9 protein-coding genes are annotated in these 15,306 nt (G+C 73.7%); all 9 read right to left on the reverse strand.

The genetic code is table 11. The features are described from left to right. Window position 1: 1 nt before the first annotated feature. The 9 genes from LWJ43_RS21990 to LWJ43_RS22030 all read right to left on the reverse strand — a co-directional run bounded on the left by LWJ43_RS21990 (window position 2) and on the right by LWJ43_RS22030 (window position 15,031). Window positions 2-3,328 (reverse strand): FtsX-like permease family protein, encoded by a 3,327-nt coding sequence (locus LWJ43_RS21990; RefSeq protein ID WP_277333937.1) that lies wholly within the window; start codon window positions 3,326-3,328, stop codon window positions 2-4. A 158-nt stretch (window positions 3,329-3,486) separates the two neighbouring features. Continuing rightward, window positions 3,487-3,891, reverse strand: coding sequence for a globin (locus tag LWJ43_RS21995; protein ID WP_277333938.1), 405 nt, complete (start codon window positions 3,889-3,891; stop codon window positions 3,487-3,489). A gap of 84 nt (window positions 3,892-3,975) precedes the next feature. Then, a complete protein-coding gene (locus tag LWJ43_RS22000; RefSeq protein ID WP_277333939.1) occupies window positions 3,976-5,433 on the reverse strand; it encodes an FHA domain-containing protein in 1,458 nt (485 codons plus the stop codon). A gap of 111 nt (window positions 5,434-5,544) precedes the next feature. Beyond that, window positions 5,545-6,906 carry a vWA domain-containing protein gene (locus LWJ43_RS22005; RefSeq protein ID WP_277333940.1) on the reverse strand — a complete coding sequence of 454 codons (1,362 nt, stop codon included), beginning with the start codon at window positions 6,904-6,906 and terminating at the stop codon, window positions 5,545-5,547. Window positions 6,907-7,097: 191 nt separating this feature from the next. Beyond that, entirely contained in the window at window positions 7,098-8,468 is a 1,371-nt protein-coding gene (locus LWJ43_RS22010) for a PP2C family serine/threonine-protein phosphatase (protein ID WP_277333941.1), read from the reverse strand. Window positions 8,469-8,470: 2 nt separating this feature from the next. Continuing rightward, window positions 8,471-11,212 (reverse strand): serine/threonine-protein kinase, encoded by a 2,742-nt coding sequence (locus tag LWJ43_RS22015; RefSeq protein ID WP_277333942.1) that lies wholly within the window; start codon window positions 11,210-11,212, stop codon window positions 8,471-8,473. Beyond that, complete coding sequence (locus LWJ43_RS22020) at window positions 11,209-12,546, reverse strand: coiled-coil domain-containing protein (protein WP_277333943.1); 1,338 nt, start codon at window positions 12,544-12,546, stop codon at window positions 11,209-11,211. Before LWJ43_RS22020 ends, LWJ43_RS22015 begins: the two co-directional genes overlap by 4 nt. Before the next feature lie 47 nt (window positions 12,547-12,593). Beyond that, the gene (locus tag LWJ43_RS22025) at window positions 12,594-13,631 is read right to left on the reverse strand and encodes a glutamate ABC transporter substrate-binding protein (RefSeq protein WP_277333944.1); all 1,038 of its coding nucleotides are present in this window, start codon (window positions 13,629-13,631) and stop codon (window positions 12,594-12,596) included. Between the two features lie 11 nt (window positions 13,632-13,642). Then, window positions 13,643-15,031: a hypothetical protein gene (locus tag LWJ43_RS22030; RefSeq protein WP_277333945.1), complete on the reverse strand. Its 1,389-nt coding sequence runs from the start codon at window positions 15,029-15,031 to the stop codon at window positions 13,643-13,645. Window positions 15,032-15,306 lie beyond the last annotated feature (275 nt).

Raw genomic sequence — 15,306 nt, forward strand, 5'->3', positions numbered from 1 at the left:
GTCAGTTGTCCCCCTGGTGGCGCAGCGACACCGCAGGATCGGCGCGGCGCAGTGTGAGCGCCGCGACGATCAACAGCGGCAGTGCGGCGACCGAGGCGAGCAGGACCGCGACCTGGCCGGCAGGCAGCAGCACCAGCACGTCCGGTACGGGCCGGGCGGCCTGCCCGGTCAGCACGACGAGCGGTACGACGGCCCGGGTGAGCGCCGCCCCGAGGGCGAGACCGATCAGCAGGGCCAGGGTGATCAGCACACCCTGTTCGGCGGCCGTCATCCGGGCCATCCGCCGGCGTGGGGTGCCCAGCGCCCGCAACACCGCGAATTCGGCGCTCCGTTCGCGCTGCGAGCCGACGAGGCCGACGGCGAACCCGACCGCCGCGAGTGCCGCCGCCACCACGGCGACGGCCAGCAGCGCGGCCTGCGGACCGGCCCCCAGCGGATCGTCCGCCAGTTCCCGCGCCACCTCGTCCCGCACCCGCACCTGCGCGGGATCCGTGCCGGGCAGCGCCCGTAGTGCCGCCGCCACCTCGGCGCCGTCGCCGGGTGCGGTGCTCAACCACCACTCGGTGGGCGCGAGGGCGGCCCCCTCCCGGTGGGCGAGCACCTCCGACACCGCCCTGAGGTCCAGCAGCAGACCGCCGCCCGGCTTCGTGGACACGTCCTCCGAGGCGCCCTCGGGCGCCCCGGAGACCGCCCCCGGGCCTGTGGTCGGCAGCTCCCGCACGGACTTCACCAAGGTGACCCGGACCGTGTTGCCCGCCAGCGTGAGGTCGACCTCCTGGCCCGGCTTCGCGCCCGCGTACGTCAGATACGCGTCGGTGGCCACCGCCTTGAGCGCGGGCGCCGCGGGGCGCGCCGCGGTGACGCGGAGGGTGCTGACCGGGTCGCCGTAGTAGCCGTCGTCCGCGGCGGTGTGACCGGTCTCGTACTGGAAGGCCGGTGAGGCACCCGAGCCCGTCACCGCCACCGGTGGCTCCGCGGCCTGCTCCTCCCCGGCCGCCGCCATGGTCGCCTTCGCCTGCCAGCGCACCCCGCCCGCAGCGGTGGCCGGCCGCTCGTCCCCGCCCGCGGTCACGGCCCTGAGCCCGGTCAGCGAGACCACACGCGTCTCGGCGCGGCCCTCGGGTACGTCGCTGTCCAGCTCGAAGCCCGTCACCGCCAGTTCACCCGACGCCGACACGGGAAAGGACAGGCTGTGCGTGCGGCCGTCGACGGGGACGCTCCCCGCCCCGACCCGGTACCCGATGCCGTAACGGTCCTCCAGCAGCACACTGACCAGGCCCGTCGAGCCGGACGGCGACTTCCCGCCTGACGCCGAGGTGTCACGGACCCGCACGTCGAACAGCACCTGCTCACTGTCCTGGGGCAGGACGACCCCGGTCCGTGTCGTACTCCGGGGGGCGATCGCGTCGAACAGCCCCTGTGGTGACGTACCGGAGAGGTCCTCGCGCATCAGCATCCGCTCGTCCGCGTGCGCCGTGTCCAGGGCGAGCACCTCGGCCGTCCGGCCGCCGGACAGATCGGCCGTCGTGCGGAACGCCGGTGCCGCCTCCCGTACGCCCGGGAGGCCCGTGTACGCCGCCGCCTTCGCCGGATCGCCGGACAGGGTGCCCACCACACGCACCGACGCGCCCGACCTGAAGTCCGCCTGGTCGCCCTGCGAACGGTCCCAGGTCGCACTCTGGCCGATGGCCAGCATGCCCATCGCGACCGACAGGACGAGCAGCAGCACCGGGCCCGCGCCGCGCAGCGGCCTGCGGCTGAACTGCCAGCCGGCCAGGGCCGCGGACAGCCCCCGGCCGCCCGCCGCGCGACGCTCGGCGAGCCGGGCGGCCGGGGGGAGCAGACGCAGGGTCAGCACGGTGCCCGCGAGCAGCGCCAGCGCCGGTGCGGCGACCAGGAGCGGATCGATGCCGAGCTCGCCCTCGCGGTCGCCGCTGAGCGCACCGCCGGCGGACGCCCCGGTCTGCCGGTCCAGCTGCCAGTACGCCACACCGGCGATCAGCAGCAGCCCGATGTCGGCGCCCGCCCGCACCGGGGTGGGCAGCGCGGCCGCCCGGGCGCCGCGGCGCTCTCGCGCGCCCGCCGCCAGGGCGGGGGCGACGACGGCGAGCGCACAGGCCAGCGCGACACCGCCGGCCACCAGCCAGACCGTGCCGTCCACCCCGCCGTCGAGCCGCAGTCCGATCCGGCCGAGCGCGCTCCGGTCCGCCAGCAGCCGGGTCAGCGGACCGGCGAGCAGCGGCGCGACGGCGGCGGCGGGCACCGCGAGCAGCAGGGCCTCGACCGCGGCCAGCGCGGCGATCCGCCCCCTGGATCCGCCCCGGGCCCGCAGCAGTTCGGTCTCACCGTCGCGTTCGCTGCTCAGCAGCCTGGCCACCAGCAGCAGGGCGTACCCGGCGAGCAGGACCAGCTGCACGGCGACGATCATGATCGTCGAGCGGGACACCAGCAGCGCGCGCCCGACCTGGTCGATGACGGTCGGCAGCGAGGTACGCACCGTGGCCCCGTCCCCGAACAGCGCCGAGGCGGACAGCTCCTTCGGCCCGTCCGTCGACGCCCGGTGCAGCGCGTCGGTACGGCCCGTCGTCACCGTACGGAAGTCGGCGGCGGCCAGCCAGGACACCGGACCGTCGCCGACCCGGCCCGAACCGAGGACGGCCGGGTCGGCCAGCAGCGGGCCGTACGTGGTGAAGACGACCTTGCGGACACCGCGCCCGCCGAGCGGGTCCAGCCGCCAGTACGGGTCGTCCAGGTCCGACGGCTCGTAGAGACCGGTGATCTCGACCGGGAGCGGCGTCTCCGCCAGCCGGTCCGTGAGGGTGACGCGGGAACCCGGCTCCAGCTTCAGTGCCTCGGCGGCGGTGCGCGGCAACGCCACCTGCACGGGGTCCTGGGCGCCCCCGGCCCCCGTGTCCGGCATGCGTCCCGCGACCAGGCGGACCCGGCTGCGGTCGAGCGAGGCGAGATGCGTCAGGTCGGGCTGGTCGCGCCGCGCGGCAGGCACCCGCAGTTCGCGCGGCAGCGCGTACGGCCCCGAGCTCTCCAGCTTCCGCACGGTCACCGGCAGTCCGTCGAAGGTGTCGCGGGCCGCCCGGCGCACCGCGGAGTCGGCCTCCGCGCGCTCCCCGCGTTCCACGTCGGCGGAGACGAAGAGCGCGGCCCGCTCGGCGGAGCGGTGGGTGAGCGTGTGCCGCAGAGCCGCGTCGCCCATCGAACCGGAGAACGCGGTGAGCGCGGACAGCACGCACGTGGTCAGGAGGACGGCCAGGAGGGCTGCGCTGAGCAGGAGCCGGTGCGCACGCACCCGTAGAAGGACGAACCCCGTCACCTGATCCCCCGAACCTCAGCAGCCGCACGCCCCGCACGCCCCCCGGTGTGTACCGGATGCTTTCAGAGTGCACGGGCTCCTGGAAACCGCTTGTGGGCGCACCTTGATGGGATCGTGACCGTTATGCGGCCACGGCGTACCGGATTCCGCACATGGGTTCAGTCCGCGGTGTTGACCATGGAGGCGGCGGCGTAGGTGAGGTAGTCCCACAACTGCCGCTCGTGCGCGGGTGAGAGGCCGAGTTCGTCGAGGGCCACCCGCATGTGGCCGAGCCAGGCGTCGTGCGCCGCCCTGTCCACCTGGAACGGGGCGTGCCGCATCCGCAACCGGGGATGCCCCCGCCGGTCGCTGTAGGTGCGCGGACCGCCCCAGTACTGCATCAGGAACAGCGCGAAGCGCTCCTCGGCCGGGCCCAGATCGGCCTCCGGGTACATCGGCCGCAGCAGCGGGTCGTCGGCGACGCCCTGGTAGAAGCGGTGCACCAGGCGCCGGAACGTCTGCTCGCCGCCGACCTGCTCGTAGAAGGTCTGCTCCTGAAGCGTGTCGCGCGGAATCTCAGTCACCCGTCCATCGTCGCAGACGCACCGGCCGAGGACCGGGGTCCTAGGACCCCGGCCCGTGCGGGTGGGCGCAGCGCCCCGCGGCGGTCAGTCGCGGCGGACCGTGATCGTCGTCCAGGCCCCGACATGCACCTGGTCACCGTCCTGGAGCGGAACGGGGACGTAGGGCTGGATCGGGTCCTCGGCGCCGTTCAGCGTGGTGCCGTTGGTGGAGTTCTGGTCCACGACGGCCCAGGTGCCGTCCGGCTGCTGCACCAGCACGGCGTGCTGGTGCGAGACGCCCGGGTCCTCCGGGGGCACCGCGAGATCGATGTCGGGGGATTCGCCGGTGCTGTGACGGCGGCGGCCGATCGTGATCTGGTTGCCGGTGAGCGCGAGGCGCTGTTCCGGGGAGTACGCGGGCAGGTTGAGCCCCGTCGCCTCGGGGCCGCTGCGCTGCATCATCGCCAGGAAGTAGTCACGGTCCGGCGCGATCACGGCGGTCCAGCTGCCCGGGCCCTGGTCCTGTCCGCCCTGGGCGGGGCCCTGGCCGGGGAACTGCTGCTGCGGAGACTGGGGCGCCTGGGGCGACTGCGGCGCCTGGGGCGACTGGGGACCCTGCTGGAAGGCGGCCGGCGGCTGCTGTCGCGAAGGCGGGGGCAGCATCCAGTCGTCGCCCCCGCCGGTCCCCGGCGCCTGCGGCCGTGGGGGCGCGGGCGGTGCGGACTGCTGCTGGAACGACGGCGGCGGCGGCCCCTGCCGCTGCGGCTCGAACGGCGACGGCGGGCCGGACCGGCCGGGACCCTGCGGGCCGGGAGTACCCGGGCCGGGAGCACCCGGGCCGGGAGCACCCGGGCCGGGACCCTGCTCACCGGCACCCTGGGGACCCTGCTGGCCCGGGACCTGCTCTCCCGGCCCGGCCGGACGGCCCTGCGGGTCGAACGGTGACGGGGGGCCACCCTGACCGGGGCCCTGCGGGCCACGGCCGAGCTGTCCCGGTTCGAACGGGGACGGCGACTGCCCCTGCGATTCGAACGGGGACGGCGACTGCTGCTGGAACGACGGCGGGGGCGGCGGCCCCTGCTGGAACGACGGGGGAGGCGGCGGCGGACCCGGACGGCCGGCCTGATCGGGCGACAGCGGCTCGGCCGGCCGGTTCACCTGGGAGGGCCGGGAGCCCTGGTACTCGAACGGATCCCGCTGCTGCTGCGGCGGCGGTCCCTGCTGCGCCTGGAAACCGGGCGGAAGATTCAGTCCGGGCGGGGCGCCGGTTCCGCCCTGCGGGGCCAGCGGGGTGTACGACGTCGCCGTGTTCGTGAGGAAGTTCCAGCGGCACTCCTCGCAGTACGGCGCCATCGCCTCACGCGGGGTGCGGCACTGCGGGCAGAGCTCGGCCTGCGCGGTCGGTCCACCGCCCTGCGGCGGGTAGCCGTAACCGCGTGCGGGCGGCGGGGGAGGCGGCGGCGGGACCGCGCCCGCGGGCGCGCTCGTCCCGGCCATGCGATGTCCGCAGACCTCGCACCAGTCCTCGGAACCCGACTGGTGTCCGTTCGGGCAGGTCGGCATGTCGGCGCTTCCCCCTCTCCTCGTCCGGCCCGGAGGCCGCCATGCTCGTCGGTGCGCCGTCCGGTGGGCCGGGGAGGCTCTTCGTACGGCTGTCTCGTGTGCTTCGCGCTGCTACTTCTTGACGCGAACCGTCTTGGTCGAGCGCGTTTCGAGTGTCATCTCGTCCGCATCCGCGACCCTCGCTTTCAGTCGCACAGTACCGGTCGCCGCGTCGACGACGTCGACCACCTTCGAAAGCAGTTTCGCGGTATCCGCATTTCCGGAGGCCGACGCGAGCTGCACCGCACGGCCCAGTTTCGCCGTCGCGCCGTCGAAGTCGCCCGATTTCCGCGCATCGAGCCCCTGCTGGATGACTTGTGCCAGTTCCGCCTGTCCTGTGTAGTGCGCCACCTGGGGGTTGATCGAGGTGGACGCGGCCATGTCGTCCGTCCACACCGCTCGCACGAGTCCCTGCGAGAGGGTCTGCGGAACACCGTCGGCGGAGGCGGGCGGCAGGATCAGCGAGACCCGGGCCGCCAGCATCTCCTGGCCGATGCCGGCCTCCGGAACCCTGACGCACACGTGGTAGTCCCGGGACTCGTCGCCCCAGGAGCCGGTCGGATAGTCCCCGGCACGCGGTCCCGCCTCGGTGCGGCGGCCGGTCAGTTCGGCGACCGTGGGCGCCACCTGCTTGACGAACACGATCTGGACTCCGACGGGGGTCCAGAGCCGCAGCGCGACGTCCGCGACCTCCTTGCCCATCGTGTTCTCCATCATCTTCGTGAAGTCCGCGGCGAGCTCCGCCGGATCGGCCACGATGTCCGCCGTGCCGAGCAGCGCCGAGGCGATCGCTGTGACCTCTTTCACCTCCCAGTCCGTGCCGACGCCTCTCGCGTCGCAGGTGAACCGGCCCGCACAGGAATCCAGAGCGGCCCGCAGATCCTCCGGGGACTCGTGCTCGTTGCGTCCGTCCGTGAGGAGGATGCCGTGCCGGATGTCCACCTCGGCGGCCCCGAGGAGCCGGTCGGCCAGCCTCAGCCAGGTCCCGATCGCGGTGCCGCCGCCCGCGCCGAGCCGCCGGAGGGCCTCCTTCGCCTGGGCCTTGGTCGCCGGGCCGGCCGTCGCCAGCTGCCCGTTGCCCGGGTACACGTCCTTGGCGGTGTGCGTTCCCGCGACGACGGCGAACCGGGTGCCGTCACGCAGGGTGTCGACGGCCGCGGCCGTCGCCTCACGCGCGTTGCGCATCTTCGTCGGCGGGTAGTCCATCGAACCCGAGCAGTCGACCATGAGCACCACGGCGGCGTCCGGAGCCTGCCCCGGGACGCGCGCGGACCGCCGAGCCCCGTCGGCCAGCGGTACACCGCCGGTCGTACCCCCGCCCGTGGAGGTGACGGTGACGATCGCGTTGACGTCACGGCCGCCCTCGGGCAGGTACTCGTTCTGGTACACCTCGACGGAGAACTGCGGCACGTTGGACTTGGAGAAGTTGGCCATCTGATCGGCTCCTTGAGGCTCCACAGGTGTCGGACGAGGACAGTGGTGCGGACGGGTTCCCGGGACGCGGACGCGCGGGACAGGAAAAGCCGGTCGCGGGACGGGAAGCGCGCAGGGACGGGACGTCGGGACGAAGCGTCGGACAGGGCGTCGGGGCAGGGCGCCGCGCAGGGTGGAGCGCGGGCCGCGGCTCAGGCGGATCCTGCCCCCGGTGCCGCCACGGCGAACGGCAGCAGCGCCACTGTTACGTTGTCGTGGCCCCCGCCGTCGAGCGCGTGACCGACCAGCACCTGGGCGCCGTGCAGGGGCCGTTCGTACGCGTCGGACGGCACGGCCGCGGCCATCTCCTCCGCCGACTCCGCGTAGTTCCACAGGCCGTCGGTGCACACCACCACCAGGCCGGGCCGGTCCGGTTTGAACGACGCGGTGTGGGGCTCCAGTTCGTACGCGTCGGCGCCGAGCCACCCCGTGATGGCGTGGGCGCGCTCGTCGGCGTACGCCTCCGCCTCGTTCATCAGACCGGCCGCCACCATCTGCGCGGCCCAGGAATCGTCCTCCGTGAGCCTGGCCGGCGGGTGGGACCGGTCCTCGGGGACCCAGTAGACGCGGCTGTCACCGACCCAGCCGACGATCAGCAGACCGCCCGCCATGACCGCGCCGACCAGAGTGCAGGCCGGGGCGTTCTGATGCCGGTGCTGATCGTGCTCCAGCGCCTGACCTGGTCCCTGCGCCAGGGAGTTCACGGCCTCGGACGCCGCCACGATCGCCTCGTGCATGGCCTGCTGCGGATGCGTGCCGCGGGGCAGCGACTCCAGCAACGACTCGTTGGCCGCGCTCGCCGCGGCAGCCGACGCCTCGTCCGGCCGGCTCGCCGACGAGACGCCGTCGCACACGATGGCGACGACGGCGGGGGAGCCGTCCGGCAGGGCGGTGGACGACACCGCGAACGCGTCCTCGTTGCGGTGGTGGCGCAGACCCCGGTCGCTCACCGCCGCGACCGAATCGAGCTCCTTCTCCATGTGGTCACGCTCGCGGGGCTGGGCATGGCCGCAGTTCTCGCAGTAGCCGTCGGCGTCCACATGACCCGAACGGCAGGCCACGCAGACCTTCGCACCGGCCACCGAGCCGCCGGCCGTGGCGTGTTCCACGGTCCGGGGATCGGGCGCGGCCAGCTCGAAGTCGCCCGAGGAGCCGTCCGGGCCCTCGGAGGCGGAGGCCCCCGGGGCGTCCGGCCCGTCGAAGCGGACCGCCGGCCCTTCCGCGAGGGGCAGGGGCTTCCCGCCCGAGTCCACGCCCGGCACGTCGGCCGGGCGGTGCGTGGGCGCCGGCAGATCGGAGCTGTCCGTCTCGGAGGCGCGCGGCCACTCCACCTGCCCGGCGGCGACCGGCGTGCCGACGCCCTGCGCCGGCACGGAGACGGCGACCGTCGGACGGTCGCCGGGAGGCGCGGGCACGGCCGAGAGGTCGTACCCGCACGCGCCGCAGAATCGGTCGCCCGACTCCAGCGGTTCCTCGCAGCTGGGGCACCCCGGCAAGGAGGTCTGCTGGTGGCTCTGTGACATCTTCACACCCAGGTCCGGGGGCGGAGGCGGTTGGCCCGCTCCACCAGTTCGATCCTCTCGTCGCCCCGCTGCGCGAGCCGGGCGAGCATCCGGTACGAGCGTTCGAGACCGGATCTGAGACCCCGCTCGTCCAGCTCGCTGCCCAGGACCGTCCCCGGCCCCCCGGCCGCGGGGGAGGACGGAGCCGCCGGCTGAGCCGTGGGACCACCGGAGAGTACCCAGTCAAGTGCCGTACCCAGTACCTCGGTCGACAACCGTTCGCGTCTCACCGCGTCCAGGCCGTAGCCCCGCAGCGCGGTCACCTGGTCCGCGGCGGCGGACAGGTCGTGGAGCAGCGGCTCCTGCGGTGCGCGCCCGCGGAGCCTGGCCCGCACCGCGGCCACCCGGGCCGCCGTGTAGTGGATCGACGACTCCGGCACCGACTCCAGGGTGCGCACCGCCGCCGCCCGGTCCCCGGCGGCGATCTGTACCCGGGCCAGGCCGAACGCCGAGCTGACGAAACCGGGATCCGTCGCCCACACCAGGCGGTAGTACTCCGCCGCGTTGTCCAGCTGACCCAGCACCTCCGCGCACACCCCCAGCGCGAGCTTCGGCGCGGGCTCGCCGGGGAAGGCGTCGTAGACCGCGTCGAAGGACAGCGCGGCGTTCACGTGGTCACCGGTCACCAGCGAGGTGACACCGCGGTACCAGACGACGCGCCAGTCGTCCTGGTGCTGCGTCTCGACCGCCGCCAGCGCCCGTACCGCTGCGTCGAGTTCGCGCATCTCCAGGCGGGCGCGCAGCTCCCGCAGCCGGGTCTCGAGCGAGGCGGCGGGCACGGAGTGCAGCGCGGAGATCAGCTCCGCGGGCGCCGAGGTCATCACCCCGGCGAGGAACCCGGCGTTGGGATCGTTCGGGTCGACCCGGGGGACCGGCAGGGCCAGCGACGTCGCCCGCGCGTCGAACTCGGCGAGCCGGGGACCCGCGCCGGGGAACACGGGCGGCAGCGCCCCGGAGTCCGGGACCGCCGGACGGGGGGCCGGCACGGGCGCCCGGGACGGGGCGTGGGCCGCGGCGCCACCCCGGGCCCCGCTTCCGGTGCTGCCCCGGACATGTGTGTCGGGCGCGTACAGCGGGGCGGCGCCCATCGCCTGCGGGGCCGCGACGGGAGGAGCCGGCGCCGCGCTCGGAGCCGGGGCGGGGAGGGCGACCGCCCGCGCGGCCGTCGCACGGCGTCTTCCGAAGCGCCCGCCGCGGGACGGGTCGGTCCGGACGCCGAGCCGCGACACGTCTCCGGTCAGTCGCGCGAACAACTCCGTGTCCGTCACGCGCATCTCGACGCCGAACAGGGTCGAGAGCGCCGGGCGCGGACGCCCCGTCTGCAGGGCGATCACCTCCCGCAGCACACCCGTCAGCTGCTCCGCCATCTCCCCGGCCGAGGAGAACCGGCGTGCCGGGTCCGGGTCGGTGGCCCGCACGAGCAGCCGGTAGAACGACTCGTACCTCCGGAACACCTCGATGTTGTCCGGATCGGGCAGCGAGTCCACGAAGACGTTCGTGTACCCCTGGAAGTCGAAGGTCAGCACCGCGAGCGTCCGGGCGACCGTGTAGAGGTCCGAGGCCACCGACGGGCCGGCCTCGGCCACCTCGGGTGCCTGGTAGCCGACGGTCCCGTAGATGGCCGACTCGGCGTCGTCCATCCGGCGCACCGCGCCCATGTCGATGAGCTTGAGCTGGTCCTCGGTCTGGATCGCGTTGTCGACCTTGAAGTCGCAGTACAGCAGGTTGCGGCTGTGCAGGTGGCCGAGCGCCTCCAGCGCCTCGATCCCGTAGGCGCAGGCCTGTTCCACCGGCAGCGGATCCCGCCTCCCGGCCGGTGTGCGGAGCTCGTTGGCGATCTCCTTGAGCGATTTCCCGCCGACGTACTCCATCACTATGTAGCCGTCGAGCGAACCCGTGCGCTGGTCGAGGTGCTCCACGAAGTTGTAGATGCGGACGATGTTGGAGTGCTCGATCTCCGCGAGGAAGCGCCGCTCCGAGATGGCCGCGGCCATGGCGTCCTGGTCCCCGGTGTCCAGCAGGCCCTTGAGGACCACCCAGCGGTCGGAGACCGCCCTGTCCACCGCCAGATAGACCCAGCCGAGCCCTCCGTGTGCCAGGCAGCCGGCCACCTCGTACTGCCCGTGCACGATGTCACCGCCGCGCAGCTTCGGCACGAAGGAGTAGGGGTGGCCGCACTTGGTGCAGAACCCCTCGGTACGGCCCGGCCGTTCGCCGCGGGCCCGGCCCACCGGCGCGCCGCAGTCGGAACGCGAGCAGAACCGCTTCCGCTCGGGGACCTCCGGCTTCTCCATCACCGCGGTGTGCGGATCGGGCCGCGGCACGTCGGGGACGAGTACCAGGCCCGCGCCCAGCCGGCCGCGCCCGGAGGCGGAGCCCGTGGACGTGCCCGAGGAGCGCACCGAGACGGAGCGGGACGTGGGGCTTCCCGACAACGAGCGGGACAGCCTCCCGGACACCGATCGCCGGGAGGTCGAGGAGCGGGCCGACGCGCGCGCGGACGCCTGCGAACCTGTTCGCTGCGAGGCGCTGTCACCCCGGACGCCGGCCGCCCTCTTCCCGCCCGCGATGCCGGTGGGCGGCGAACTCACCAGGCCCGTCGGCGACACGACCGGCGCGAGGCCGCAGGTGTCGCAGTACAGCTCGCCGCCGCCCATGTCCTCGTAGCCGCCCTCACAGGTGGGGCGCTGGCACTCCGTACTCATGATGTCTCCCCCTGTCCGTCGTGCCCGCCCGGACCGCGTGGTGTCAGCTGATCCGTGGCGGCCCGCTGGTAACGCAGCACCGCCTGCTCGGCGACCCGCAGATCGCACGGGGCGCTCCACAGCATGCGCCGTGCGGCGTCGTACCGCTCGATCAGGAGCGGGTCCTCCGCCAGACCGTGCCGGACCACCTTCGCCCTGTACGCGTCCAGCCTGCCGCGCAGCTCCGCACGGACCGCGAGCGGCTCGGTGACGGACGTCAGCGACTCCCGGGCGCGCAGCAGTTCGTCCTCCGCCTCCCGCTCCAGCGATTCAAGCAGAGGTGACAGCCGGTTCCACTGGGCGTGCCTGCGGTAGGCCGAAGCCGTCGCGAGCCGCTCCTGCAGCACGGTCGGCGGTCCGCTGACCGCGGGCACCTCGGAGGCGGCGATCTTGGCCAGCACCTCGCCGCGCGCCAGCCGCGCCTCGGCGAGCGTACGGTTCGCACGCGACAGCAGGTCACGCACCTGGAGCAGGCGCTGCTCGGCGTCCTGCCGGACCGCCAGCACCGCCTCGATCTCCCGGCGCACCTCCTCCAGGGCGCGGGCCGCGCGGTCGTAGCGTGTGGTGTCGGGCCGCCCCCCGCCCGGTGCGGTACTGCCGGCGCCCGGCGTCCAGAACGCCAGCGGATCGGAGATCACCTGCTCGCGCAGCGTGGTCAGTTCCCCGGCGATCGACTCCAGGTCGTCACCGGCCGGATGCTCCCCCGGCCGTACCCCGACGGAGTGCGCCAGCGAGGCGGTGCGGCGCAGCTCGGCGGCCAGCAGGTCTATCCGGGCGGGCAGCGCCGACCACACGGAGTCGGAGGCGAGGACCATGTCCAGCGACCGGGCGTACAGGTCGTTCATCCGGGCGACCAGTTCCTCCAGCGTGAACCGCTCGGAGAGCCGGGCCGGACCGGTGAGCGAGGCGCTCGGGCCCGCCGCGCCCTGGTTGGCCACGGTCACACCGTCGCCGCGCAGCAGGTCGGTCAGCGCCACCAGGTCGCTCCTGCCGGGGTAGCGGCGCCTGGCCCGGATCTCACGGGCCGAGGCCAGCGTCCCGGCGTAGGCGTCGAAGTACTGCCAGAGCAGCGTGATCGACCGCTTGGCGGAGCCCCAGCGCTCCTTGGTGACACCGGTCAGAGTGGCGCCCTCCAGGAGCCGTCGGCCGGCGTGTTCCTCCAGGGCGAGGAGCGAGGTCTCGATGGCCTCGTGCTCCGCACCGAGCCGTGCCAGCGTCCGGTCCGCCTCGTCCCGGCCCATGACCGGGCCGGGGGGCCTCCCCGCGAAGCTGGGGAAGGAACCCGCGACGCCCATCGTTCACCTCTCCGCTCGTTCCGCCGGACCCGGGGGCCCGGGCAGGCTCAGTTGCTCCGGTACTCGGGCGCCGGGGGGCCCGTGATCCCGGGCAGCCCGGTCGCCAGCCACGCCCGGTACGACGTCATCCAGGGGCTGCCGGCACCGCCGCTGCGGTAATCCTCCAGCACATGGTTGACCCTGGCCACCAGGTCGTCCGCGCCGAGCTTCGCGGCGACGCCGTAGTACTCCGTCGTGAAAGGCCTGTCGCCCTTGAGCTCCACCGCCGGGTCCTGGGCCGCCTGACCGGCCGCCAGCGCGTTGTCCGTGACCACCGCGTCGACCTCGCCGAGCTGCAGCCGCACCAGGCAGTCCAGCTGGTTGGGCACGGTCAGCCGGTCCTCGTCCTGCCCGGTCCCGTCGTGCTCGTCCTGGAAGACCGCGCCGAAGGACTTCTCGTTCAGCGCGTCGTACGCCGTCGAACCCTCGGCCGTGCAGACCCGCTTGCCCTTCAGCGACTCGTTGTAGCCGTCGATCGTGGACGTCTTGGGCGCCAGGACCTGCTGACCGGCCTGGAAGTAGGCGGTGGAGAACGCCACCTGCCCGATGCGCTTGCAGTTGATCGTCATCGTGCGGACGACGACGTCGACCTTGTCCTTCTCCAGTGCGGCGATGCGCTGGTTGGTGGGGATGGCGCGGAAGATCACCGCGTCGCGGTCGCCGAGGATGTCCTCCGCGATCGCGTGCACGAGATCGATGTCGAAGCCTTCGAGCGTGCGGGTCTCCGGGTTGCGGTAGCCCCACTGGAAGCTGTTCTGGTCGACACCCGCTATCAGCTTGCCGCGCTTCCTGATCTTCTCGATGCTCGGGCCGTCCGCGTCCTTCGCCGGCAGGCTCGCCTCCGGGTCCTCGCACTCCTCCACCGACTTGGCGGGCGCCGCCGGGGCGGCGCCGTGGCCCGCGCTCAGCCCGCCGAACGTCCCGTCGCCGTGCGCCAGCGGCAGCAGGGTGAGCGAGGCGGTGACGGCACAGGCGACCGCCATGCCCGTCACACCGCCCCAGCCGCGCAGCCCGCCGCGTGTGGCCCGTCCCTTCGCCCTGGTCATCCCTCGTCCCCTCACCGGTACTCCGAGAGCCTGCGGTTGACCCCGACGATCACGGCCACCGCACCCAGCAGGGCGAGGACGGCCGCTCCGAAGGGCAGCCCGCCCAGCGCTCCGCGCCCGTCCTCCGCCGCCGTGTCGAACTCGTCCTGTTCATGGGCGAGCGCCTGCTCCAGCGCGTCGTCGACCTGCTCGAACGAATCGCCCGTGGAGTCCTGCGGGCCGATGATCTGCTGCAGCGCACTGTCGTAGTCGCCCCGGTCGTCCGTCGTCCGGGCCTTCCTGTGACGGTCCTGCCACGCGGACACACCGTCGATCGCGTCCTTCACGGGCTCGCCGCCCCGGGCGTCGTCGGCGAGGTCCTGCGCCCTTTCGAGCTGGGCGCCGAGGTCCTTCATGCCCGTGCCGTAGTCGGTCTCGTACTGGTCCCGCGTGCCGTCCGCGGTGAGAACGGCGCCCCGGGCGACCAGGGTGAGGTTCTCGTTGGCCCGTGCCTTCAGGGAGCTGATCCGGGCCTTGTTGAGTACGTCGAGCGACTCCTGGCCGTGCACCATCGCGCCCCGCAGCTCGGTCCTGGCCACCGTGTGCCCCACGGTCAGCCAGAGCAGGACCACCGTGGCCGCGGCCGTCGCCGCGAGCAGCCCGCGGTTGAAGACGCGGTTGGTCCTGCGGTAGTTGCGCCGCTGCATCCACACCAGCGCGCCCAGTGCGACGGTCCCGGCCCCCAAGGACAGGAAGGGCAGCTGCCGCGCGTCGGCCGAGTCGGTTGCCAGCCGGCCGGTCTCGGCGACGTACAACCGCTCCGCCGCCGGGAGGAGTTCGTCGGTCATCTTCTGGTTGGCGTACCGGAGGTAGGCGCCTCCGAGCGGAAGCCCCTGCCGGTTGTTGGCCCTGGCCCGCTCGATCAGGCCCGTGTACACGGGGAGCAGCCGGCTGAGCGTCGTGATCTCCTCGTGCGAGGACGTCGAGGAGTCGGTGCTCGCCGCGGCGTCGATCAGCAGCCGCGACGCCTCCTTGATGTCCGCGTCGTACTGCGCGAGCACCTCCGGGGGCTCCTGCGCACCCGCGAGGAAGCCGCTCGCGGCCATCGTGTCCGCGTCGGCGAGCGACCGGTAGATGCTCGCGGCATCCGCGCTCAGAGGCTGGCTGCGGGTCACCACGTCGTCGGCGGACGAGGACCTCGCGGCGATCTCCAGATAGGTGACGACCCCGAACACCACGACCAGCAGTGCGAGTACGGCGCCGTAGATCTGCAGCCTGCCCGGCTCGGTCGTCGCCGCGGCGCGCAGCCGCGCGGCGGCCTCCGACCCGGCCCCACGGCGCTGCGCGGGTACGGTCACGGGCGCGGACGGCCGACCCGGGCCGGGCTCCCGCGGCGCGGTCCCGCTCGGCGGGTATGTCACTTGACCTCCCCCTCGGTCACTGGCGACGGCCCGGGCCCCCCGGCCGATCATGGACGACTGGTCCTGGCCAGAATTATGGCCCCCGGGGCAGCCATCCATCCACCAGGAGTGCCCGGATCCCGCGTCGCCGCCCGTATTCGACCAGGACGAGCGCGAACGATCAAGGCGATTCGGGCCAGGCCCCGGCCCCGCGCGATCCGATCTCCCCACCATGAACACGTCCGGGACGACTGATCGGTTCCCCTCCCGACGCGCGGGGGCGCCCCGCGGCACGA

This window comes from Streptomyces sp. JH34, assembly GCF_029428875.1.
GTDB lineage: Bacteria > Actinomycetota > Actinomycetes > Streptomycetales > Streptomycetaceae > Streptomyces.

What these genes read in the sequence shown, in the direction of transcription:
- LWJ43_RS22000 (WP_277333939.1), bottom strand. Translation starts at nt 5,433, where the DNA reads ATGCCGACCTGCCCGAACGGACACCAGTCGGGTTCCGAGGACTGGTGC.
- LWJ43_RS22005 (WP_277333940.1), bottom strand. Translation starts at nt 6,906, where the DNA reads ATGGCCAACTTCTCCAAGTCCAACGTGCCGCAGTTCTCCGTCGAGGTG.
- LWJ43_RS22010 (WP_277333941.1), bottom strand. Translation starts at nt 8,468, where the DNA reads ATGTCACAGAGCCACCAGCAGACCTCCTTGCCGGGGTGCCCCAGCTGC.
- LWJ43_RS22015 (WP_277333942.1), bottom strand. Translation starts at nt 11,212, where the DNA reads ATGAGTACGGAGTGCCAGCGCCCCACCTGTGAGGGCGGCTACGAGGAC.
- LWJ43_RS22020 (WP_277333943.1), bottom strand. Translation starts at nt 12,546, where the DNA reads ATGGGCGTCGCGGGTTCCTTCCCCAGCTTCGCGGGGAGGCCCCCCGGC.
- LWJ43_RS22025 (WP_277333944.1), bottom strand. Translation starts at nt 13,631, where the DNA reads ATGACCAGGGCGAAGGGACGGGCCACACGCGGCGGGCTGCGCGGCTGG.